21 protein-coding genes and 1 pseudogene are annotated in these 21671 nt (G+C 56.2%); 10 read left to right on the top strand and 12 right to left on the bottom strand.

Annotated features, from left to right (window positions below; all coding sequences use genetic code 11):
• Positions 1–64 precede the first annotated feature (64 nt).
• Positions 65–244 (top strand): helix-turn-helix transcriptional regulator, encoded by a 180-nt coding sequence (locus ACSQ76_RS07540; RefSeq protein ID WP_274593170.1) that lies wholly within the window; start codon positions 65–67, stop codon positions 242–244.
• 230 nt (positions 245–474) lie between these two features.
• Here the strand turns inward: ACSQ76_RS07540 and ACSQ76_RS07535 are convergent, their stop codons facing one another.
• From ACSQ76_RS07535 to ACSQ76_RS07500, 8 genes are all read right to left on the bottom strand, one after another.
• Positions 475–759 carry a nucleotidyltransferase domain-containing protein gene (locus ACSQ76_RS07535; RefSeq protein WP_437156082.1) on the bottom strand — a complete coding sequence of 95 codons (285 nt, stop codon included), beginning with the start codon at positions 757–759 and terminating at the stop codon, positions 475–477.
• Entirely contained in the window at positions 759–1397 is a 639-nt protein-coding gene (locus tag ACSQ76_RS07530; protein ID WP_437156081.1) for a hypothetical protein, read from the bottom strand. Before ACSQ76_RS07530 ends, ACSQ76_RS07535 begins: the two co-directional genes overlap by 1 nt.
• Positions 1394–2062: an HNH endonuclease gene (locus ACSQ76_RS07525; RefSeq protein WP_437156080.1), complete on the bottom strand. Its 669-nt coding sequence runs from the start codon at positions 2060–2062 to the stop codon at positions 1394–1396. The genes ACSQ76_RS07530 and ACSQ76_RS07525 overlap by 4 nt, the downstream gene beginning before the upstream one ends.
• Before the next feature lie 236 nt (positions 2063–2298).
• Positions 2299–3708 (bottom strand): FRG domain-containing protein, encoded by a 1410-nt coding sequence (locus ACSQ76_RS07520; RefSeq protein WP_437156079.1) that lies wholly within the window; start codon positions 3706–3708, stop codon positions 2299–2301.
• Positions 3709–3753: 45 nt separating this feature from the next.
• The gene (locus tag ACSQ76_RS07515; protein WP_437156078.1) at positions 3754–5202 is read right to left on the bottom strand and encodes an argonaute/piwi family protein; all 1449 of its coding nucleotides are present in this window, start codon (positions 5200–5202) and stop codon (positions 3754–3756) included.
• A gap of 2 nt (positions 5203–5204) precedes the next feature.
• Complete coding sequence (locus ACSQ76_RS07510; RefSeq protein ID WP_437156077.1) at positions 5205–6905, bottom strand: SIR2 family protein; 1701 nt, start codon at positions 6903–6905, stop codon at positions 5205–5207.
• Positions 6906–7643: 738 nt separating this feature from the next.
• Positions 7644–8666 (bottom strand): IS110 family transposase, encoded by a 1023-nt coding sequence (locus ACSQ76_RS07505; RefSeq protein WP_437156076.1) that lies wholly within the window; start codon positions 8664–8666, stop codon positions 7644–7646.
• A 385-nt stretch (positions 8667–9051) separates the two neighbouring features.
• Complete coding sequence (locus ACSQ76_RS07500; RefSeq protein ID WP_437156075.1) at positions 9052–9969, bottom strand: DMT family transporter; 918 nt, start codon at positions 9967–9969, stop codon at positions 9052–9054.
• A 250-nt stretch (positions 9970–10219) separates the two neighbouring features.
• Between ACSQ76_RS07500 and ACSQ76_RS07495 the strand changes: the two genes are divergently transcribed.
• The gene (locus tag ACSQ76_RS07495; RefSeq protein WP_437156074.1) at positions 10220–10660 is read left to right on the top strand and encodes a hypothetical protein; all 441 of its coding nucleotides are present in this window, start codon (positions 10220–10222) and stop codon (positions 10658–10660) included.
• A 270-nt stretch (positions 10661–10930) separates the two neighbouring features.
• Entirely contained in the window at positions 10931–12337 is a 1407-nt protein-coding gene (locus ACSQ76_RS07490; RefSeq protein WP_437156073.1) for a hypothetical protein, read from the top strand.
• A 105-nt stretch (positions 12338–12442) separates the two neighbouring features.
• Here the strand turns inward: ACSQ76_RS07490 and ACSQ76_RS07485 are convergent, their stop codons facing one another.
• Positions 12443–12625 (bottom strand): ribbon-helix-helix protein, CopG family, encoded by a 183-nt coding sequence (locus ACSQ76_RS07485; RefSeq protein ID WP_437156072.1) that lies wholly within the window; start codon positions 12623–12625, stop codon positions 12443–12445.
• A 121-nt stretch (positions 12626–12746) separates the two neighbouring features.
• Between ACSQ76_RS07485 and ACSQ76_RS07480 the strand changes: the two genes are divergently transcribed.
• From ACSQ76_RS07480 to ACSQ76_RS07470, 3 genes are all read left to right on the top strand, one after another.
• Positions 12747–13232 carry a hypothetical protein gene (locus ACSQ76_RS07480; protein WP_437156071.1) on the top strand — a complete coding sequence of 162 codons (486 nt, stop codon included), beginning with the start codon at positions 12747–12749 and terminating at the stop codon, positions 13230–13232.
• 88 nt (positions 13233–13320) lie between these two features.
• Complete coding sequence (locus ACSQ76_RS07475; RefSeq protein WP_437156070.1) at positions 13321–13875, top strand: hypothetical protein; 555 nt, start codon at positions 13321–13323, stop codon at positions 13873–13875.
• Positions 13872–16124: an AAA family ATPase gene (locus ACSQ76_RS07470; protein ID WP_437156069.1), complete on the top strand. Its 2253-nt coding sequence runs from the start codon at positions 13872–13874 to the stop codon at positions 16122–16124. Before ACSQ76_RS07475 ends, ACSQ76_RS07470 begins: the two co-directional genes overlap by 4 nt.
• Positions 16125–16188: 64 nt before the next feature.
• Here ACSQ76_RS07470 and ACSQ76_RS07465 read toward each other — a convergent pair whose 3' ends face one another.
• A complete protein-coding gene (locus ACSQ76_RS07465) occupies positions 16189–16623 on the bottom strand; it encodes a hypothetical protein (protein ID WP_437156068.1) in 435 nt (144 codons plus the stop codon).
• Between the two features lie 306 nt (positions 16624–16929).
• Positions 16930–17367 (bottom strand): annotated as a pseudogene (locus ACSQ76_RS07460) (IS3 family transposase); the annotation flags it as partial.
• A 234-nt stretch (positions 17368–17601) separates the two neighbouring features.
• Here ACSQ76_RS07460 and ACSQ76_RS07455 point away from each other — a divergent pair.
• From ACSQ76_RS07455 to ACSQ76_RS07445, 3 genes are all read left to right on the top strand, one after another.
• Positions 17602–18075, top strand: coding sequence for a carboxymuconolactone decarboxylase family protein (locus ACSQ76_RS07455; RefSeq protein WP_437156067.1), 474 nt, complete (start codon positions 17602–17604; stop codon positions 18073–18075).
• A complete protein-coding gene (locus tag ACSQ76_RS07450; protein ID WP_437156066.1) occupies positions 18065–18916 on the top strand; it encodes a sigma-70 family RNA polymerase sigma factor in 852 nt (283 codons plus the stop codon). Before ACSQ76_RS07455 ends, ACSQ76_RS07450 begins: the two co-directional genes overlap by 11 nt.
• 71 nt (positions 18917–18987) lie before the next feature.
• Positions 18988–19623 carry an FMN-dependent NADH-azoreductase gene (locus ACSQ76_RS07445; RefSeq protein WP_437156065.1) on the top strand — a complete coding sequence of 212 codons (636 nt, stop codon included), beginning with the start codon at positions 18988–18990 and terminating at the stop codon, positions 19621–19623.
• Positions 19624–19644: 21 nt separating this feature from the next.
• Here the strand turns inward: ACSQ76_RS07445 and ACSQ76_RS07440 are convergent, their stop codons facing one another.
• On the bottom strand, positions 19645–20547 hold the full coding sequence (locus ACSQ76_RS07440; RefSeq protein ID WP_437156064.1) for an AraC family transcriptional regulator: 903 nt from the start codon (positions 20545–20547) through the stop codon (positions 19645–19647).
• An 86-nt stretch (positions 20548–20633) separates the two neighbouring features.
• Here ACSQ76_RS07440 and ACSQ76_RS07435 point away from each other — a divergent pair, with 86 nt between their 5' ends.
• Positions 20634–21575: an SDR family NAD(P)-dependent oxidoreductase gene (locus ACSQ76_RS07435; protein WP_437156063.1), complete on the top strand. Its 942-nt coding sequence runs from the start codon at positions 20634–20636 to the stop codon at positions 21573–21575.
• Positions 21576–21671 lie beyond the last annotated feature (96 nt).

Here is a 21671-nt window from a genome sequence, read left to right as displayed (position 1 = left end):
ACGTAAACTTGGCTTAAATCTTTCGCTGCTAAGGTGGATCCATGCAACAAAAGAGAGGACATGCATGACCGATAAAATATTAAGGCAGAAAGATATTCAGGAACTGACCGGCCTCAGCCGCTCGACAATTTACAGACATATTAACGCTGGCACATTTCCAGCACCCGTAAAATTGACCGAGCGTCTCATCGGATGGCGCCACAGCACGATTTCTGAATGGATCGCGGATCGCCAAGAGGTTTAACTTCGTAGGTCCCACACCCGCCCGGCATATTGAGTGTCGGGCTGCTCTCGGCCCATAGCTGCCGCTGGCCAGCACATTTGCTGAGGCCGCGATAACTGGCGAACCTGAAATCTACCGAGTGTGGGACGGTGCGGACGTTGACACTCCTCACGTTAACGGGCGCTCTAAGCGCTGAACATGCATTGGTCATAATCACTAGAGAAATGGCATCTTAGCACTAGGGAATAGCTTCATTTCGGGCACAGTTGAGCGAGCGGTATGCATCCTTCGCGCCTTACAAAGTCCGTGTAACGCGCTTCGGAGGGCTCCATGTATAGAATGTGAAGCGGCAAGCGCTCTTCAGCCTTTTGCAATTCTCTTTTGACTTGGCTAAGTGCCTCGTCGCTGGGGCCAACGACAAGAATGTCGATATCTTCACCGATGCCATTCAAGGTTGAACCGAAGATGTAGACATCAAATTGTCGAAGCGAGCTGCAGCTGCCCAATAGAAAAGCGGCGATCTCATCGGCCGCCATCAAGCCGTCCTTAGGCGTTCTTTCAGTTCGTCCCATTTCATGACCTCACAACCAAGCTCCCGACCTGCACCAATCGCCTCTGGAGTAGGGTTTCCATTGGGGTTGATGTTCCACACGATCTCCACTGGACCGAAATTGCCCCACAGGGTCCGAACCGCGTCCGCGGTGGGTTCGTAGTCAGCGAGCATCGCAATCCTAACGCTTGAACCGCTCTTAAGGGAAACTTGGCAGATGCGGTCAAATTCACGGTGAACCTCCGTCACTGGACCATACTGACCTAAAAGGCGGTAAGAGAATTTGTAGGTTTTGTGTGAGGCATTATTTGCATCTCCTTCGCGCGCTCCTGAGCACAGTGTCGCGAAACTGCCCCAGCCGATACCAGCGTCTTCGAGAATTTGTATGCCTTCACCGTGCCAGATGCATGTCTTCCGATAGCCGCATAGGAAATCCAAATCAGGATGGTTTTCCATGTAGCGAACCACAGTTTCTGCATCGATGGCATCGGCAGCAGATATCGCGGCCAGTACGTCAGGTTGCTCCGGTGTTATTATCCGGACTAGCTCACCCTCAACGTGCTTCGCGGTTGACCCGATCTGCTTTGTGACATTAGCGAGTGCATAACTGACCTGCCAGTTCACGAGAACAAACCTTTCATCCCCTCCGGAAACCGGATTGCACGGCCTGACACGCCGCATACGTGGCGCTCCGATAGACCACGAACATGCTCTTGGTATTCTGCAATTGTTTGCCGCTCTTTGTCAGTGGCATGTCCAAGGTTCGCGTTAATTATCGCCTGAATGCGAAAGTGATTGGGCAGGATCACGCTTCTCATTCGTTGGCTCCAAACTTTCGCAGCCTCGGATTCTGGGTCATATTCGAATTCCTCGCCTTGCTCAGGCGCGAATTTATCCCAAATAGCCTTATTCTCAGCCATGATGCTGGCCACTGCCGCTCTTGCCTGAGCACGATCTTCGTAAGTCATAATGCCCTGCTTGGCCGCTAAGTTGACAAGGTGATTAGCTTTCCAGACCAAAAGGATATTTCTTGGGAACCCTTCAGGGTCTTTGTCGATCTTTGTATGACACGTCGGACACAGCAAAATCAGATTCTCGAAGGCATCGGGGTCGAATTCGCCTTCAGGTCTGTCTTCGTGTCGCGGGCCAGTTTCACCATGGGGAATGACGTGGGCCATTTCAGCTATGTGTTTCATGCCGCCTAGTTCATCAGGGAAAAGGGCGTCAAGACAATCCGGCTTTTGGCAATGACCCGCAGCTTCAGAGAAAAGTCGCAGTCGTGTCGCCACTGGTATCGCCTTCCGATCTGACATCAGAACATCTCTTCTTTGGCTAATTTTGTACATGAGGATGGCAGGATCACTCGTTGGCGACCAGCCTTCCCAGGCAAGAAGCAGTGACTAAGCCGCAGCAATCGTGCGGCGACGAGGTGAACCGGACTTTCGTCGCTCACTCATAAGATGCGATGGGGTGCGATTTCTTCAGACCTGCCGTCCCGCTATAGAAATTCCTACCACCGGCTTACTCAGTCCCCTGACAAGATCATGTCGCCTCGTTGCATTATTTCGATCACAGCGGGATCACTCGTTACGTTAACTTCCTCAGATGCAAATATGTGGTTTCTAACATTGGTAAACTCGCCGTCCGCTAAAGCATTTTCAAAGTGACTGGCAACTACAAGATGGTGTGTGTGATGGGTTTCATTTCCACAATCACATTCTTCTGGGTGGGAGATATAGTTCCAAACCCCTTCGTCGCTTGGCATGTAGTAGACGCCGCGCGTGATACCAAACCCTGCCGGTCTTAGCCCATGTTGGTCTACGGCTAGTTCGGTAAGTAGGACACTTCCGTCCTCTTGGCGCTCAAGATAAATGCCTTTTGCAAACGATCCTCCTTGCGCATAGGGGTACGCGACTAGCCCGTCCAATTCCACCGCTACCGATGTGACGTCAGTCAACAACTCCGTTATCTTGGGAAACTCAGTGTGACTCCCGGCTGTGCCGTGAAATAGGGTCTCTCCACCTAGGTAGAAGCGGGTCTCAGAGAAGACTGAGTCTTCAGGAAGAATATCAGCAATCCAAAACCTGCGATAAAAACAAACCGCTGGTCCGTTGCGTTTCATAGACCTCACGTTGTACTCGGGTAGTCCAAGGCCCCTATCAAAAAAATCTATACCTCCTTTTTCTTCATCAATGTATCTCTTCACCCACGGCACAGAGCTAAGTGCGGCCAAAAACGGGTCGGAGGATGACGAGGGGAACAGGTCTTCTTGCGTCAGTGAACTGCCTTGTGCTGCAAACTCTCTAAAGGCGCTGGTGGGTGCAAAAATCTTTGCGAAAATACAGTCGTCGGGCAAGTTTCCATTCAATGGACCAACCATGAAGGCGGATTGGGCGCTACATCTATGGCTGCCTGCTTCAGTCGCGATTTCAACCAAATCTACTGCGTCAACATCGTTCCGTCGCAGCCCTTTTCTTCCGATCGCATACAAACACGCGACCTGCTCATCTGCGGGCTCGTACCACGCCTCTTCGCGAACGGCGAACACGGGATCTTCCCAGCAGTCTTCTACTAACTCAATCGCCTGTTTGGATTTGTATTTGTGACCGGCGAACCAAGCAGCCACTTGGGCGGATGATGAAGCATCCAGGAAAAATGAACGCCAGCCATAATGCTGTAAGATCGCTTGATCAGTCGCTAGGTCACTTATCATATCGAATGATCTTACAAAGGCTCCGAGAATAAACCGAGAGTATTGCCACCACTTGAGCATTCGGTCCGGCACGCAGCCGTGCCGATCAATGGATGAGCGAAGATCGGGGCCTCCATCGTCCCTTAGGTATTCCTTGGTCTGGCCACGGAACAAAAGACCCGGTGGCAAAGACCCAATGGCTTCATGCAATTCAGCCGCACTATTGCAATGCCACTCCCTCATTCATCTAAACTCCTACCAAAGCGATCCATCCATTATTAGAAATAGCTACATAAAAAGCCGGTATGGATATTCTCTGCCAGGGAGGCTGGGTACGCTGGCAATTGTTTTAGCCAAGGTTTGCGAGTATCTGATTGTCACGGGAACAGGATCATAGAGCGCGTCATTGTTCCAATCCATCTTCGTGAGCGCGAGCGCTTCTAGTGCCGTGCATTCAAGAGGGCCTGAACCAGTATGTCTGACCAGCTTTAGGGGTTGGGGAATGCTCTTTTTGCCTTGGTAATAGTTGCGTGCCAGAGACGCTTCGGGCGCGTTACCTGCCACCCATACCAGAGCCGAACATCCTGAGTGTACTAGCGTTGTTCCTCTTGGCACTGGGAACCCATCTGGCTTGCTCGGGCCTCCTTGTCCTTTGTTTTCAGTTAACCAAACAGACCGCCATGCTGACGATTGGCTGACTTCGATGCACTCAACCTCAGGAATCGCTGCAGTGGCGTCCAACACTCCTTCAATCTCTGCTTGTTTGTAGGATGTTGTCTTGTGAACAACTAGCCTGCGCGGCGATGCACCACCATTTCTTGATCGATAGAGACTTAGGCTTCGCGCCATAACTGCTCGCATGTCGCTGCGGGTCAAATAGGGGTTCCTTCGCAGTTCAGGCGTGTCTTCGTGGGGATCTCGCGCTTCGTAAGCGACAAACTGCATCCCTCCACCGTCAGCGTCGAACACCTGTGAGCAACAAGTAACAAACTTAGCTCCTTCAGCAGTCTTTCGAAGCGAGTAAGCGAGTCCGATATAGGCAGTTTGGTCGGGTACACCTGGCAACGGCCCTAGCTTCCATGGCACACCGCCCGCTTTGACATAAAGAGCAATCGACAGGCGCCATGCCAGAGACGCTTTGTAGCTAAACGAAAAAGTACGATCGTTAATTACTTGAGTTGGAATACCTTTCGCCGCGCCCAGAGCTTTCAGCTCATCATGGGCATCGAAGCCCTCTCCTCGGGAAGCGGCCCTCCACATTTCGGGCAAGTGAACAAGCACAACATCAAATTGGTCTCTAACGAGGCTTAGCCTGTCCAACCCTTGCCGTAGTGCTTTTCGAAGTTGCTGATATAGGAGCTGATCCGGAGCGATCACATTCAGATCGTCATCCCATTTGATATGAGCACTTTGTGAAGCGGCAACTAACGGCACCCCAAACACCGATTCAAATCCCCTGAAGGACGGCACGTAGTCTTTTCTGTCAGCGGGTGCGTGGTGTGATCGAAGAGTATTCACCAATTCCCTGATGCGGGGCCAACCGCTATGTGGTCCCATCGTGGCTAATCGAACCAGCGGAGTATAGTTCGGGAACACCTCTCCTGAGTGGGGACCAAAACGATCCAAACCTCGGAGCGGACTTACATCCTGCTTTGTTCCTTCTTCGTCAAATGAGAGTTTTGGCTCATCGAGAAGAGCGAAGGGCGGCAACTTGGAATTTTCATAGTTTAGTGTCATGCCTAGGCCCTTTGAAAGTAAGGGTGGTCGTGTGATGGTCTAGACCAAGCCGGGACCGGTGAAATGACGAATTTTGCATCAACTCCATTTCTCTCGCCTACTCCAAAGGCCTGAAGCTTTCCGCTATCTTCGCGCGCTATCAGGGGTATCCATGCGGCTATTATCTTCGCCCAGACATTATTGTACCTTCTCGCCCACCTTTCGCGCGTCCAATCCGCCACGACGCCCTTGTGTCGTTTTTGCGTTTCAGGGTCTTCAGTTTGAGGGGACCTAACAACTGTGGTTGGCTCAAAAACACACCACCAACCATCTAATACTCGGTCAAGCTTGATGCGCGCGCCTTCATTGAACAAGAAACCTTTGTGGTTCGGGATCATGCCAGTGAGCGATGCGCTATAGGCAGCCTGCGGCCCGGACTGCAGAGACTTTCGTTCCCTTTGCGCAGCCTCATCTTCGTCGCGTTTGGCATGACTGAAGACTACCAAGTGGCCATTGCGCCTCAAGCGTGGTGCAAGAGCTTGCTCTCGACAAATCGCATGTACCAAAGCGTCATAGACGAGCCCCATCGCCCAGCTATCTTCGGCAATGTTAAGATCAATTGTGCCGGCCAGTTCAGCACCTTGTTCAGCAAAGGCAACCAATAGGTCGTCGTCAGCGCCAAATGCAGCTAGTTCACGTCCAGTGCTAGCAACGGCCCCCATTTTTTGGGAGACTTTAAGTACTTCCTGAGCTTGCCGAGTGTCCAACGAAGAGCTGAGTTTGATTTTTCGAGCGAATTTGGGCCACTCTATGAGAGGCAATGCCGAGCTTTGCAGGACTGGGAATCTTAAGTGGTCTCCAGTGGGTAACGGCGCCGACTTATTGATCTCGGAGGGCCATTCTTGCAGCACGTGTTTTTCCAGTTCGTCGGGTAATTTGATGCCATCCAAAACATCTGCAATTAGTTCGTCGAATGTGTGACACTCAAGTACAGAAGTCGTCACACCAGCAGAGTGAGCTGCGTTTAAAAATTCAACGACTGCAGGTAGTAGTCGACTTGCAGACCTGCAAGTCCAGACTATCCCTGACGGAAAGGCATTTGCTTCCTTCAACGCATCTGTCAGCGCCTCCATAACCGACTGGTCTCTACCACTGTAACCGACGACAATCAGACCGAACCGGCCACATGCGCCAGTCAGAACACTTCGCATTTTTAGGTCTTGAGTCGCTAACTCCTCCGAAGTGTTCTTCAGGTCGACAGACTGAAAATCTCCATGGACCTTGGCAAGAAGCGGCCATTGAGATTCGCGCAAGCATCGGGAGGCTCTGTCAGCGTTGTCGATCCCCGCAACCGTCAAGTTTGCTCTGGCTGGTGCTGCCAACAATTGATCCGTGACGGTCGCTGCTGTCTCGATCATAGAGTCGAAGTTTGTGGTGAAGATGCACGGAACTTGTCCACTCGAAATTAGTGCTGCTAGACCACGATGGGCAAAGGAAGGCGTTCCTTTTGTAACAGCCTGCTCGATATAAGATCGGCGATCTTCTTGGCTTGGGTACACTGCCTCGAAAGCTGCGGCGTACTCGGTGGGGTCGTCTTTCGGAGGCAAAATTGATCTTCGCGATAGAAAGAGTTCAATACGCTCGACCCACAGTGGATCGTTGGAATCCACTTGTTTGCGGCTGGTACCACTGAATTGACAAAATAGCTGCTTCTTGAAGTCCACAATCATATCGTACCCAGTCGGGATTCCCGAAGATGCCGACGCGCCTGCGCCTAGGAACCATGAGAACCCTGCGGGCTTTAAGCAGAATTTGGGGAGAAACCTTGCTGCAGAAGTAACCTCAATCTCTTTATTTAAGTTCAATCTCTTGCCATCCACAAAATACTATTTGCTTCTTCCGCTCGCTCTCGATGAGAAAGATCGCATTTTTCCGTACCCAGAATTGCGTTCTAAAGGGCCCCTCCCACTCTTTGATGAGTACCGAGCTACCTGGGGATGATGACGAAACACTAGATTCAATTCAAGACAACGCTGATCTAACAGGCATACGGAGTGTAATATCAACAACTCTCCGGTGTGCTAAGTAAGGCCTCTTAGGCATACACTGACAACCCTTTCCCAAGTGGCGGGACCAAACGCCACCCGGACTCAGGATGCTGTGCACAAATGTCTGAATTTCTTGAGTGTGTCCTGCACTTTGTGGGCGCAGCGAATGTCCTGTGTGGATGGCTCCTGCATAGCAAGTCCTTTTTGATCTGATTTGTGCGTTTGTCAGAAGCAGTCATGTGTCCGGCCTGTTTGCGCGGTCCTGACCGCTGGCCCTGATGGGTTCCGCAAACCAGGTCCCTTACAGGAATACGGGCTGTGACGCCCGGGACATTCGGCGGGGTGTCCTGGTTTTGGCGGCTGACTTTTGCACCATCATCTCGCGGGTCTTGCTAACTCTGTGTTCCTTTCTTCTCAGGCTGCAGCGTGCGGGCTGTAAGGTTCGTTGCGGGTAAGCACCGCCCAGACGATGCGGGCGGTCTTGTTGGCCATGGCGACTGTCGCGACACGGGCGGGTTTGCGCTCCAACAATGACGTCAGCCATTTGCTGGCGCGCTCTGGATGGGATCGGGTTTGCCGCACCAGTGAAGTCATGCCAACGACAAGCAATGATCGTAGATACTGATCGCCCATCTTTGTGATCCTCCCCAGTTTCTCTTTACCTCCACTGGATTTGTTCGCGGGCGTCAGACCGAGCCAGGCTGCGAACTCCCGACCATTGCAGAACTGATGCCCGTCGCCGATGCTGGCGATTATGGCAGACGCTGTTACCGCGCCAACGCCAGGGATCGTGCGCAGAAGACGAACACGCGCGTCCTCTTTTGCAACTTGCTTCAAACGGTCTTCGTACCAGCGAACCCGATGATGCAAAGCCATGAGTTGCTCGGACAGGTTACGGATCACCTCGTTGGCGATGTCTGGCAAGTCGAGCACTTCACCAAGGGTGATGTCCTCGGCAAACCCAATCACGCGGGCCAGCCCTCTGGGGATAGAAATGCCAAACTCGGCGACCAGACCTCGCAATCCATTGATCAATTGCGTCCTTTGGCGAACAAGAAGTTCACGGGCGCGATGAAGCGCAAGCAATGACTGCTGCTCCACGGTCTTAATCGCCACGAAGCGCATCGTCGGTCGTGTCACTGCCTCGCAGATCGCCTCGGCATCAATGGCATCAGACTTCCCCCGTTTGACGTAGGGCTTCACATACATCGGCGGGATCAAGCGAACCTCGTGACCCAAGGCCGTAAGTTCGCGCGCCCAATGATGTGCGCTGCTGCAGGATTCCATGCCAACCAGGCAGGGTTCCAACTTCGCGAAGAAAGGCAGAAACTGCGCCCGCCGCAGGGGCTTGTTGAACACCACTTCCTCGGTGGCAGTGATCCCATGGACTTGGAAAACGTTCTTGGCCAGATCAACGCCGATTGTGGTAACTTGCATGGGGTGGCTCCTCTCATAGGCAGACTTCGACACCTGCATTATGGCGCATTGCGACGCCGGTTGGAGCAGGAGCCATCCACCCCATCAGTAATCCGCCCTTATTGTTGTAAACTTTTCGATCATCCTAAACCTCGGCTTATTGCACTGACCGTCTGTAAGCGAACCCCGGTCAGCATAACTTTAGAGCCGAAGGTTTCTGTGCGGCTCCACAACTTCATGTAGAAGTTCGATTTCGTTCAGGGCGAATTGTCGAGTTTGCCAGCCTAGCCTGCCGCAGGCGGCTACAGTGTGGAATGGCTCATCTTCGGACCATTCGCGCCCAGTGCAAGTTACCCCGCCACCAGCCAACAGAAGAAGCACATCGGGCTGCTCAATAAAGAAAATTCTACGGCGACGTAATCGGTGGCGGTTTCCGACGTTTGCCTGAGATCGCGTTGCCGGCAATCGCCACTAGCAGCACGGCACCGCCGATCAACGTATTGATGCTCGCCGTCTCGCCGAGAAACAACCAGACCCAGACCGGCCCCAGCAATACCTCTGCCAATGAAAGCAAGGCCAGCTCCGCAGCGGGAAGGCTACGAGATCCGAGCGTGTAGAGGATCAGTCCGGCTCCGACTTGGAACAGCCCCATCCCCATGGCGACCCCACCATCGGTCCATGTCAGAACAAGCGACTGCCCCAGTATCAGGCAAATGGACGACGTGATGATGATCGCGAATATGCCTGACAGGAAAACAGCCGGAAGCATCTCTCCGGTCCGCCCCCAACGCAGTGCGACGGTAAACACGGCAAACCCGAACGCCGATCCGAGCGCTGCAAGACTGCCCGCCAGAACCACACCGCCGGATTTATCTGCCACCATTATGCCGATACCACCGATGGCAACCGCGATGGCAACCCAAGTGGCGGGTCTGACGGGCTCTCGCAAAACGAGCCACCCCAAGACCGCAGCCATGAACGGCGCCGTCGCGAACAACAGCATCGCATTTGCGACCGAGGTGTTCTGGATCGCGAATATGCCCCCCGAATACGCGGCAACCAGCGACAGCCCTGCGACAACGGCGGGCCCGCCGATATGGTGCGCTTGCGCGAAAGGGCTTTCGCCTGACCTGACACGAATGACGGCGTACAGGAACAATGACATGCTGACCGACCGATACAGCAGGATCTGCCAGACCAATGCATCCTCGATCAGGCGGATTCCAAGACCGACCGTCGACCAAAGAACGCCTGCTGCGAACACGAACAGCACGCCATATCTTTGGCTCTCGCCGTGCGAAGCGGGTTGACCAATAGACGTCATCTGGGTCCAATCTGGAAAACCTGACCGGCAAGGCAGAGCGAAGCAGGTCTATGCCCCTCCTCTGGCCGCCATTGCGAACTTACCTCTGTGTCTAAGCGAGTTCCTACAGAACGGCTATAGCACTCGCGGCAATTCGAACGCATCAGCAGTTCCATTTACTGTCGGGGCATAGGCAGGTGCAGGTCTACCCTTGCCCATTAAAGCTTCAGCAATATCAACTGCCATATCTCCCGGACACAGGGAGAAAGACATGGACCATACCCAGACCTCGAAAACCGGCACGTGGCGCGCTTCAGCCGAAGAAACGAGGCGAGATTACACCTCATTTGCTTTAGCCGGGCTAAGGGCCCGGCACTACGTAGGCGTGTTTCACAGAGTCGAGCGCGCAAAGAACCCAACGTTCCTGGCGACCATCCTGCTCGACGGGTTCGAGCGGGCGCTGGAAGTCAAGTTCACTTCTGTGCCGAAGACCGGTGGCAATGTCCTCATACAAGGCCAGCTTTCTGGGTTACCCCTTTCCGAGAACCACCGCCGCTTTGACTTCTGCCACGATGTCGAAGCGCCTTACCGGGCCCAAGGCATCATTAGTCTGACTGGAGCAACTCTGAGCATAGGCATTCTGCCGGCGCGCTCCGCCGACGGCTCGAGGATTTACGTTTGCCACCTGGAGATCGTTCGAGACCATGCATAATCCGACCAAAAACCCGAGGCCGAAAGTTCAACAATTCCGTTACCAGCACGCGCATTTTTGCGACCGAAGGCTACCGCTGCGTTATCGCGATATCGGAAACAGGGCTTCGGAAGCCTTCGGTTTTTCATCCAACTTTCATGTGCTGAATAACCATCCTCCCCCTGAACCCCAAGGGGATCACTATGGACAGCGGCGGACTCTCAAGAAACGCTCGCTTCTTTCAGCACAAATTGCAGACCACCAATTTTTCAATTTCAGGAGACATCACAAATGACCAATCATGATCGCGATCTCTCACGCTCTTCGCAGAGCAGTCCTACAGCAACAGGTAATCCTTCAGACGACTTCGAAGGCTACAACACGGACCTGTTAGAAGCCTCTTTGCAAGCACACGAGCTCGCAGTCAGAGCCCAAAAGAAAGTTTCGATGGCAGAGCTCTATGCGAGCGGCAGCTGGGAAAAATACGAACATCGCGCCAAGTCTCTTGCTCGAAAGCATCCCTCACGCGATCCATTTCTGGCATACCTATCGAATGATGAGCACGGTACGTGGCCCAGCCCGAACAGTCGGCAGAGCTACAGGTCGGCCCTGGTGCGCCTTGCGGCGCGCGACATTCTCGAACTTGCGCCTTCGTTCTGGCTTCAAACGGTCGGCCTTGCCGTCGGCGAGGAAGAGAAATCCGATCTGGTTCGAACGATCTCGGCACGCCTTGAGCCGGAAACTCAGGATCGAATTCGTCAAGCAAGTAAAACCATTTCCATTTTCCAGATCCGCAAGCTCGAACGCGCGGTCGAGTTCATCATCGCGATTCCGCCATACCCGGACCACACAGCATTGCGGCATCGATCTCGTCAGCCATCGCCAATGGAGACCAGGCCGGGTTCTTCCGCTTCGAAGAACAGCACTCTCTACAAGCTGAACCAGCACCAGAGAAGAAAGGCCAAAGAGGCCTCGACATACGATTGGCGCAGCCATTTCTGGAGGGCCGCAGTAATCTCCGACGCATTTCTCGACGACTACAGGCGTGCGTGTATCGCAGCCATGATGCTCAGCGGCTGCCGACCCTCAGAGCTCTGCGATGACCTCGGCGTTACAATCGCTGCTGCTGGCGCGGGTGACAGTCAACATCTTGCGTTTGAGGTCTCCGGGGCAAAATGCACAGAAAGCGGCGGAATCCATCCTGGCAAAGGTCAGCAGAGCCGGTACATCGAGATCGCATGCGAAACACCGGAAGCCGCATGGCTTTTCGACCATGTTGCCGAACAGCCAGATCGTGCAGTCCGGTTGTTTCTCGGTGCCCCGACATATGACCGGAAAGGCATAGAATTGATGCCAACTGAACGCCGGCGTCGAGTGTCCAACCAGCTTGGCAAGCTGATCGCACGGCTCGGGAAGGTTGCCTTTCCAGGGTTGAGTAGCAATCTGTCGCCATATGTATTCCGGCATGCTCTTTCATCGGATCTGCGCGCGCCTGGAAACCAGTTCAGCACTTGCGAGATCGCCGCGGGCCTCGGGCATCAGAGCGAGCGGACACAAAATCATTACGGCAGTCCGAATACATCGAATGGCTTAAACGGGAGCCGGGCCGCGCAGATCATCCATGTATCAGCAACCTCGCCTATTCGAACATTTAGGCGCGCGCAGTATGGGCGAAATCCCGACGTCACCCCAGAATAATCATCCGGGACTTCGAGTGAGGCACGTGAAAGTTTGGAGTCAGATTACTCATAGCCGGTATCGCCTGCCCTCTCGAAAGGCAGCACTCAATCGCCGCCGACGAGTTTACTCCTCGGAATCTTGTATTTTTTGGTCGAGCCAGTCCGCAATGATCCTTCTGATCATTTCCGGTCGTGTCGGGACGTCCGCTTCTTCGCGCCGAATGTCATCTATCGCCTGAAGCATGTCGACATGGAGGCGCAACGTGACGGCGGATGTGTCTGTTTTTGGGCGTCCGAACTTGCTCATCTGGGGGGATTCCAAATTAAGGATTGACTTTATGATGTCAAAATGTCATAAAGTGACGAGCAAAGCAAGAGTTCCCCCTCCTGCCTTGCTCTAACCAAAGCGATCTACAGAGGAGATCACCATGACTAATAATATTAATATCACTTCCAATCCGGCTCCGAAAGCGAGTGCGAAGCCACAAAAATATTTGTTTGACGGGTTTTCGGACCTGCTGATCAGAATGCACTATGCGCTCGAAGAAGAAGAGTGGGCCGATGATACCTGTTGGGACATCGCATGCGACCAATCCGTCTCGGAGGTGGAAAAGGCCTGGTGTTTTGTCGAGCGAAAGGCCGAAGACCTCATTGCGGTTCAGCCTCTTTCGGAGAATGACCTGATCTTGCACCGCATCGCCGGACTGGTGAAGCGCGCAGTCTCCACCGACAATATCGTCACACTGTGCGCGACGCATGCGAAAGCGCTCGAGTGCCTGTCCCATGCGTCTCAGGGTCTTGCGCCTGCTGTCAGAGATCTGGCTGAGGAAGCCGAAAGCTGCCTCGATCAATTGTTCGAGCATGCCTTGGAAAGCGAAGGCACTCCGGACAGCATTCTGCCGCTCGCCGCGTAACCGGCACCGCTATTATAGCCAGTCGCTTTGCCCGGTCGGATTTTTCCCTTCGACCGGCAGCTCAAGCTTACTCATAAGGATATTGAAAATGAAGAAACAACCGCCTTTACGCGGCTTCGAAGAGCTGTTTGCATCTGAAGAGTCGCCGTGCAGTGAAGACTTGCGAGACTTCCCGAACTTGTCGCGAGATACCCTCACCAGAAACGCAAAGTGGTTCGGGCTCGCCGGCGAGTACTTCGTCGACAGCATTCTGTTCCGGTTCGGACACCACACCTCAGAGCTGGCCGAGATGCTACCGGCTGACAGGATGGTGTACTGCTCAGACATTGCATTGCGCCTCCAGATCAAGACGGCCTGCCGACCGCGAAACGGATATTTCCATTTCAATTTGAAGAAAGGCTATCACGGGTCACCCAGCGGCGTCCGAAACTATGAGCCGGACGATTTCGATCTCGTCGCGCTTGTGGCGCTTTCTGAGAACGTCGTGAAGTTCACCACCGACCGACGTCAGTCGCACCGCATTGCGCTCTCCGAAATCGAGAGTTTGCGTGCCAGTCCCTGCGCAAGTTTTGACCGCGCCATGAAGGACTTGGTACTGTCGGATGCCTTGGCCGAAACCATCACGCTTGGAGGTCAAGGATGAAGGAGCAACATGTGAAAAAACCCTCAGACTCCGCGGCTGAGAGCTCATCGGAATTCGCAGAACGCCTCGCGCGGTCCACTGTACTGTGTCTGTTCGAAACAGAATGGTTAGGGTTCGTCTCCGTCGATCACGCCCCGGATGCAGATGAGTTCGAGGATGATGAAGATCCTGAATTTATCGCCAACCTGCCTGACGATGTGACGGAGGCTGCCGCGAGACGGTCTTGGGAACACCCAAAGACCCCTTTGGCTCAATCGATGACCGAGGGCGAAATCGCAGAGGCAATCGGCAACGGCTGCGACCCCTGGGCACAGTCTTCGCCCGCTGAAGGTAGAATTCAACAGAAAGACGATCCGCCCGCTTCCATTATCGCCGCGGCTTTGGGTCTGAGCGTGCTTGTGGACAGCGATAAGCATTTGCATGAGCTCTTTGCACCTGGCAGCGTCACGAATTTCGTTTGTCCGAAACAGTTTTTGTGGCAAATGAAGCAGATTCTCGAGCGCGCAGAAAAGCGCTGGAAAAGCCATCTGCGCGACCCGGAGAACGCCGAATTACGTCACTTCGTGCAGGACGAAGACGACAAACGCGGCCTCAGACTGAGTGGACTCAAACAGGACATGTGGGGCGCGCGTTTGGAACGAAGCCTCTCCCAGGGTGGTGCTGTCTTGCTAGTGACAACTGATGCCGGGCAACTCGATGATGCAATGAATGCACTCGTCACGCGTCAGGTGACCTGGCGGGGTCTTTCTTCGGATGTGGTCTTGGAGACGCTTCGGTTGACGCATTCTTCAACGGGCCATCTGTCCGAGTCTGAAATCCGGAGTCGATTGCCGGGAGGCAGCAAGCTGGCGATGTTTCAACCGGCGCAGATCGACGCGGCTTTCGCTGCACCCACCACATTGAAAGTTGCCGATGGCCTTACGAAGATCTCAGGTAAGCTTTCGCGCCAAGTTCCGGCGGTCACGCTCGATTCCGTGTTCGGTCTCGCTGAAGTGCGAAAGTCCCTTGATCGCATGTTGAACGATCTCAGTCTTTGGCAAAGGGGTGATCTGCCGTGGTCTGATGTTGCCTCGAGCGCGGTGTTCCATGGGCCTCCGGGCACCGGGAAAACAACGCTGGCCAAGGCGTTCGCAGGGTCGGCGGGCATTCCGATCATCGCGACATCGTATAGCGATTGTCAGAAATACGGACATCAAGGCGACATGCTTGGAGCTCTCGACCGCGCGTTTGTCGAGGCAAAGCAAACTGCACCTGCGGTGCTCTTCATCGATGAGCTCGACAGCTTCTCGCAGCGAGACGCACGGGCTCACAACGTCGACTACCTCCGAGGCGTCGTGAATGGGTTGCTCGAACAGATCAATCACACCAAAGATATCGGTGGTTTGGTTTTGTTCGGCGCAACGAACTACTTGGACACCGTAGACCCAGCTGTCATCCGCAGCGGTCGCTTCGATCTCAAGATTCACGTCCCCTATCCAGACAAAACCGGACTCGAGGCGATCCTGAGAGCCAAAATCGGGTCCGCAATCGCCGAGGATGTTGATATCGCCGCAATTGCAGATCGCCTGGTCGGGCTGTCCGGCGCTGACGCCGAGGCGGTTGCGCGCGATGCGCTCGGACGCGCGCGGGCCGATGCTGCCCACGTTGCCCAGCACCACCTTGAGATTGCTGCAGATCAGGTTGCACCTCAGCTCGACGACGACACCTTTAGGCGGGCCGCTGTGCATGAAGCCGGACATGTGGTGGTTATTTCGCAGCTTGGATTGCCGCTTCCGAAGCGCGTTTCGCTCTCTTCACAAGGCGGCCAGGTAGAGCACGTGCCGGTCAATTCCCTGACGCCGGCGACAGCCCAAATGCGACTTCAAGTCCTGCTCGCGGGTCGCGCTGCGGAGATCTGCACCTTCGGAGATGCGAGTTCCGGCGCTGGCGCTGGAGAGCAAAGCGACTTGGCCAAGGCCACGAGCCTCGCATTGGCAATCGAACGCCAATGGGGGTTCGGCGACAGCGGACTGCTCTGGGACGGCATTGCAGCTGCGGACGTATGGCGTGCGCCGGCAGATGTCCGGGATAGGGTTGAGGCCCATCTGCGCCGCGCGCAAGACCAAGCACTTGATCTGGTCGACAAAAACAGGGGCTTTCTTCTCCGCCTTGCCGAGACACTGATCCAGCAGCGAGAAATCCATGGGGAGGAGATTGAAGCCGTCGCACGGGAGTGCACGAACGGCACTGAAGCAGGCTATGCGATTTGAACCCAGAACCGATTGCACATAGAGGCCGGGGCGCCAATCGCACCCGGCCTCTGGATGCTGTGCCTTAAATTGTAGCAGGCGTCGGAACCGTCGACGGATCCTGAAGTGCCATCTCCATCCACTCGTCGGTCGAGTGCCATTCCACGACATCACCCGAATTGAGGTCGAAGAGCATGACTCCCCCTCCGAATTCAGGAACGCAGTTTGTAAACCTGTTACAGCTATATTCGAAACCCCAAGTGCCGGTGAGGGCGATTTCGCCGCAAAGGCGCTCTATGAAATAACGTACTGCACCTAGTTCAGCCTGTTCATCCACGTCTCGCAACCAGATGACAGTTGAAGCCTCTGATGGCTCGAGAACTGACACGTTGAAGCTGAACATGCAGATGGGTCGATGATGCTCATTGCGAAGAGTTTCATGCAATTCGAGGGCGGTTAGAACGTTTTCGTCTTCCTTGAGATCAAGTGTGCACGAGAATTTAATGGGGTCTATCAACATATCTTATCCTTTAGTTAGAATTCCTATGTACGCAAAGATCCTTAAGGGAATGTTAAACACGGTAAATTTCTTTAGTTACGGGTAGATCATGGGCTTCTCTGGGCTTATCCTGCCAACAGTCGAATTTCGTTCGTGAACGCCGTTTAACTTAGCTTTCGGCTGTCGCTTCTTGCAGGATATAGCCAGAAGTGGCTTCGCTGGGACCGTGGTCGCAGCGGCGGAGGCAGAAGTTGGGTAAGGCTAGAAAAGTCGAGCCGCCGAGAAAGCAGATATCCGAACCGGCTGGACTATGTTAAAAAGCTTCCCATTCAGTACGTGCGTGGAGCTCAGCCTGTGATCGACGCGGATCATCAGCGCCTCACGGGTGTATTCGTCGATGGTTTTCAGCTTGCGATAGACCCGTCCGTCAGCCGTGCGATCGTGAACGAAGTCATAGGACTAGACGTGGTCCGGTCGTTCCCGCCGCAGGCGCATGCATGACAGGTCGTTCCGCCAGAGCTGCCCTCTCTTCTTCTGTTTCTGTGGCTCTTTCAACCCTTCACGTCGCCAAATACGTTCGACCCGCTTGAGGTTCACACGCCAGCCCGCGTTGTTCAGCAGGCCAGTAACCGTGTGGTAGCCATAGCTCCCATGCCGGTCGACCAGTTCTAAGAGGTGATCGGTCAGAAGTTTCTCATCGATACGGCGTTGCGGCAGTTTGTTTTGCGTGGACTGGTGCTGCCCGAGCGTGCGGCAGGGGCGGCGCTATTTCGATGACTGCGACGAGATCGTTACCGAAAGAAGAGCTGATCCCGGTATACCGTCGCCGCCTACGCCCTTGACGCCGCCAATGCGGACCGGCTCTGGGCCATGGGCGAGCGAATGCGCGCCGCATTCTGAACGGGAAATCCAAGCGGTCGTCGAAAATTTTTTCCCGGTGATGTCACATCACACAACGCTGTCTCGTCAATTTCATGTCAGACTGAAATGGAGACAAAGATGACACCTCGCATGACCGATCACATGAAACGCGCCAAAGCCGGGTTCGAGCCGATGTTCGCAGTGGAAACCGCCATTCAGGGCAGTACGCTGGAGCCTCTGCTGATCCACCTCATCAAGCTGCGCTCAAGCCAGATCAATGGCTGCGCCTTCTGCATCCAGATGCACGTCGCCGAAGCACTGAAGGATGGCGAGACGCCGCTGCGACTGCACATGCTGCCCGCGTGGCGCGAAAGCGGGCTCTACTCAGCGCGTGAGCGCGCGGCACTCGGATGGACCGAGGCGCTGACCCGCCTCGCCGATACCGGCGCGCCGGATGAGGATTGGGCAGCTGTCGAGGCCGCCTTCGACGTGGACGAACGTGCTTGGCTCACGCTCTCCATCGGAGCAATCAACCTCTGGAACCGTGTGCAGGCGGGCCTGCGCGTGCCCCACGCCACCAAGTTGCCCCCGGTGCAGGCCGATGCGGCCTGATCCGGCGCAGCTCTTCGAGGCGGAGCGGCCCCGGCTGCTTCGCCTCGCCTACCGCATGCTCGGCAGCTACGCCGAGGCCGAGGACATGGTGCAGGAAGCCTTCCTGCGCTGGCAGCAGGCCGAGGCGGTCGAAGTGCCCGGGGCCTGGCTGACGCGGGTCGTGTCTCGGCTCTGTCTCGACCAGATGAAATCGGCCCGCACCCGGCGCGAGACCTATCCCGGCACCTGGCTGCCCGAACCGCTGATCGAGGAGGCCGATGACGCGCTGCGCGAGGACAATCTGACGCTGTCGCTGATGATTGCGCTGGAACGCCTGTCGCCGCTCGAACGTGCGGCCTTCCTCCTGCATGATGTCTTTGGCCAGCCGCTGACCGAGGTCGCGGCAACGCTCGACCGCAGCGCCTCGGCGACGCGCCAGCTTGCCAGCCGCGCCAGGGCACATGTGCAGATCGACCGGCCTCGATACGAGGTGCCGCGCGAGGCGGGCGAGGAAATTGCCCGTGCCTTCTTCGACGCCTGCCGCTCTGGCGATGCCACGGTGCTGAACGCCATGCTGGCCGAGGGGGCCATGCTCTACTCGGATGGTGGCGGGCGTGTCAGCTCCTACCCGAATGTCATCGAGGGGGGGACCAATCTCGTCAGGCTCTTCCAGGGACTTCAGCGCAAGTTCGGCGAGCAAATGCAGTTTCTCGGCGCGACGGTCATCGATGGGTTGCCGGGCTTTATCAGCCGCATAGACGGCAACCTGCAGACCACCGCGCTCGAGATCGAGGATGGCCGTATCACGGCCCTCTACATCACCCGAAATCCCGACAAGCTCGGCGGCCTGCTGCCGCACTGAGCCTGTCGGACAACCTTGCCCGGCGCCCACGGCCACAGCGTCGGCCCGCCCGTATGTCCGGAGACATTGCCATGAAATCTGCCCTTCTGGTCCATGCCAGCCCGATGGGGACCGACGCCCGCGGTCACGCGCTTGCAGAGCATGCCATGGATAACCTGCGCCGACGCCATCCTGGCCTTCGGACGATTTACCGTGATCTGTCTCAGGGCGGCTTTGGATGGATCGGACGCGATTACGCCCATGCGGTCCTGAGCGGTGCTGCCCCCCACGCCCCGGAGTTCTCGGATTCCGAGGCGTTGATCCGGGAACTCGAGCAGACCGACGCGCTGATCGTGTCGACCCCCATGCACAACTACACGGTGCCTGCGACGCTTAAAATCTGGATCGACCTCGTGTTGCGCGTCGGGCGCAGCTTCGGGTTTCGTGACGGGCGCAAGGTCGGTCTGTTGGCGGATCGCCCGACGCTGATCCTCGTGGCTTCGGGAGGCGCGGTCACTCAACAGGCCGGGGCAATGCAGCCGGATTACCTGACAGGATATATGCGAGACGTCTTTGCCACGATCGGACTCGAGGATCTGCGGTTCATCCATCTCGAATGCCTCGCCCGCCCGGAGCTGGCCGATAAGGCGTTGGCCGCGGGCAAAAGCCAGTTGAACCGGATGCAGCACTTCGGGACCAACACCGCGAGGATCATAGACACCGCTTGAGGCCCGTCGTTGCTGCCGCGATCAGCGCCTGCGCGCGGCCGCAACAGCGCGGCGGGGGCTGGTCCCTGTCACGCGCCGGAAGGCCGCGCCGAAGGCACTTTCCGAAGCATACCCCAAATCCGCGGCGACTTGCGACACCGTGGCCCCGGGCCGTGACAGCGCCTGCCTTGCCAGCGCCATGCGCCAACGCAGGATATAGTCCATCGGTGCCCGGCCGACGGCGACGCGGAAGCGCGCCGCAAACTGGGATCGTGACAGGTTGGCCCGGCGGGCCAGTGCGTCAAGCGTCCAGGGGTGGGTGGGATCGTCATGGATTGCCCGCAGTACCGGCCCGATGCGCGGATCGGTCAGTGCCGCCAACCAGCCGTTTGGCATGTCCTGCGGAAGTGTCCGCATGAGTTCCACAAAGATCATCCGCATGGCCGAGGCCGCCAGTGCACCACTTCCCGGCTGCGCTTCCGCGAGTTCAGCCTCGAGGCGGTCCAGCAGCCACGCGATGCGCTTGCCCGCCGGCAGCCCGTCGCGCAGCAGGATCACCGGCGGAAGCGCCTCTGTCAGGAACACCGCCATGTCGCCAAGCTCCATTCGGCCGCCAAGGCAGCGGAAACCCGGTCCTTCTCCGCCATTTAGCCGTGCGAACGGCCCCCTGTCGCCCGCGGCGAAAACCTCGGCCGCAGGCCGGGGGCATGACAGATCGGTGCCAATCAGGAAGGGTCGTTCCGGCGCGACGAGGAAGCAGTCTCCCGGGCCAAGTTCATACCGCATGCCGCCCACCTCCAGCAGGCCGTGGCCTTCGCGCACGAGGTTGCATTTCAGCGCGCTGGTGGGCGGCACATGCACCGCCCAGCGCCCCGTGGCGATGAGCCCGGTCGAAACCGCGGCCTCCGCGCTCGCGAGATGAAGAAGCTGAGAAAGTGGATCCATCGGATGATCTCGACAAACAACAGGCCATCCTAGCATGGAAAATCCTGTCCTGACAGAGCAACTTCTGCCTCAAAAGGAGATCACCCATGCAATATCCTCTGTCGACACCCTATGATGCGAGCACCACTGCCGAAGACGTCGCGGCCGGTGTGGATCTGTCCGGCAAGACCGCGCTCGTGACCGGCGGCGCATCCGGCCTGGGGCTAGAGACCGTCCGAACCCTGTCGGTGCGCGGTGCCCGGGTCATCGTACCCGCACGCGACACGGAAACTGCGCGCGCCGCCCTCGGCGATCTGGCCGAGGTACGGCACATGGATCTGCTCGATGCATCCTCCATTCTTGCCTTCTCAGACGAATTACTGGCCGAGGGCCACACGCTGGACATTCTGATCCTCAGTGCCGGTGTTATGGCCAGTCCGCTCTTTCGCGACCGCGATGGTCACGAAGGACAGTTTGCAACAAATCATCTCGGGCATTTCAGACTGACCTGCGCGCTTTGGCCGGTTCTGGCCGAGGGCGCGCGCGTTGTGGTGCTGTCCTCCCGTGGCCACCAGATTCCCGGTTTCGATTTGAGCGATCTCGATTTCACCCGCCGCCCCTATGACAAATGGTTGGCCTACGGACAGGCGAAGACCGCCAATGCGCTCTTCGCGGTCGCGTTGGATCGGCGGGGCGCCCCGAATATCCGAACCTATTCGGTACACCCCGGTTCCATCCTCGGGCCACTCGCTCGACACCTGAGCCCCGAAGAGCTGGCCTCGTTCGACGCGGTAAATCCGGACGGCACGCCACGGATCGACCCGTCTCGGGACATGAAATCCCCCCAACAAGGCGCCGCGACGATCATCTGGTGCGCCTTGGCTCCCCAGCTCTCGAACATCGGAGGGGTCTATTGCGAGAACTGCGATATCGCGCCGGTGGAGAGTGAAGGAAATTTCGGCGTCCGGCCGCTTGCAGTTGATACGGATTTTGCAGAGGCGCTTTGGCAGGAGAGTGTTCGGATGACAGGCTGCGATATTCGTGCATAGAGCGGGACCGCTTGGCAGGGATTGGAACCGCTCGTCACCGCGGAGTGTCTGGCAGATCGTCTGTCAGGCACAAACTCCTCGCCAGAACCATGCAAT

The organism is Roseovarius sp. B08, assembly GCF_051417955.1.
Lineage (GTDB): Bacteria > Pseudomonadota > Alphaproteobacteria > Rhodobacterales > Rhodobacteraceae > Roseovarius.
Note: the sequence above shows the minus strand (reverse complement) of the source record. Positions and strands in the feature narration are given on the sequence as shown.

Bases quoted from the DNA above. Each gene is read 5' to 3' on its own strand.
- ACSQ76_RS07540 (WP_274593170.1), top strand. From the start codon at position 65: ATGACCGATAAAATATTAAGGCAGAAAGATATTCAGGAACTGACCGGC.
- ACSQ76_RS07535 (WP_437156082.1), bottom strand. From the start codon at position 759: ATGGCGGCCGATGAGATCGCCGCTTTTCTATTGGGCAGCTGCAGCTCG.
- ACSQ76_RS07520 (WP_437156079.1), bottom strand. From the start codon at position 3,708: ATGAGGGAGTGGCATTGCAATAGTGCGGCTGAATTGCATGAAGCCATT.
- ACSQ76_RS07515 (WP_437156078.1), bottom strand. From the start codon at position 5,202: ATGACACTAAACTATGAAAATTCCAAGTTGCCGCCCTTCGCTCTTCTC.
- ACSQ76_RS07505 (WP_437156076.1), bottom strand. From the start codon at position 8,666: ATGCAAGTTACCACAATCGGCGTTGATCTGGCCAAGAACGTTTTCCAA.
- ACSQ76_RS07500 (WP_437156075.1), bottom strand. From the start codon at position 9,969: ATGACGTCTATTGGTCAACCCGCTTCGCACGGCGAGAGCCAAAGATAT.
- ACSQ76_RS07495 (WP_437156074.1), top strand. From the start codon at position 10,220: ATGGACCATACCCAGACCTCGAAAACCGGCACGTGGCGCGCTTCAGCC.
- ACSQ76_RS07490 (WP_437156073.1), top strand. From the start codon at position 10,931: ATGACCAATCATGATCGCGATCTCTCACGCTCTTCGCAGAGCAGTCCT.
- ACSQ76_RS07485 (WP_437156072.1), bottom strand. From the start codon at position 12,625: ATGAGCAAGTTCGGACGCCCAAAAACAGACACATCCGCCGTCACGTTG.
- ACSQ76_RS07480 (WP_437156071.1), top strand. From the start codon at position 12,747: ATGACTAATAATATTAATATCACTTCCAATCCGGCTCCGAAAGCGAGT.
- ACSQ76_RS07475 (WP_437156070.1), top strand. From the start codon at position 13,321: ATGAAGAAACAACCGCCTTTACGCGGCTTCGAAGAGCTGTTTGCATCT.
- ACSQ76_RS07470 (WP_437156069.1), top strand. From the start codon at position 13,872: ATGAAGGAGCAACATGTGAAAAAACCCTCAGACTCCGCGGCTGAGAGC.
- ACSQ76_RS07465 (WP_437156068.1), bottom strand. From the start codon at position 16,623: ATGTTGATAGACCCCATTAAATTCTCGTGCACACTTGATCTCAAGGAA.
- ACSQ76_RS07455 (WP_437156067.1), top strand. From the start codon at position 17,602: ATGACACCTCGCATGACCGATCACATGAAACGCGCCAAAGCCGGGTTC.
- ACSQ76_RS07450 (WP_437156066.1), top strand. From the start codon at position 18,065: ATGCGGCCTGATCCGGCGCAGCTCTTCGAGGCGGAGCGGCCCCGGCTG.
- ACSQ76_RS07445 (WP_437156065.1), top strand. From the start codon at position 18,988: ATGAAATCTGCCCTTCTGGTCCATGCCAGCCCGATGGGGACCGACGCC.
- ACSQ76_RS07440 (WP_437156064.1), bottom strand. From the start codon at position 20,547: ATGGATCCACTTTCTCAGCTTCTTCATCTCGCGAGCGCGGAGGCCGCG.
- ACSQ76_RS07435 (WP_437156063.1), top strand. From the start codon at position 20,634: ATGCAATATCCTCTGTCGACACCCTATGATGCGAGCACCACTGCCGAA.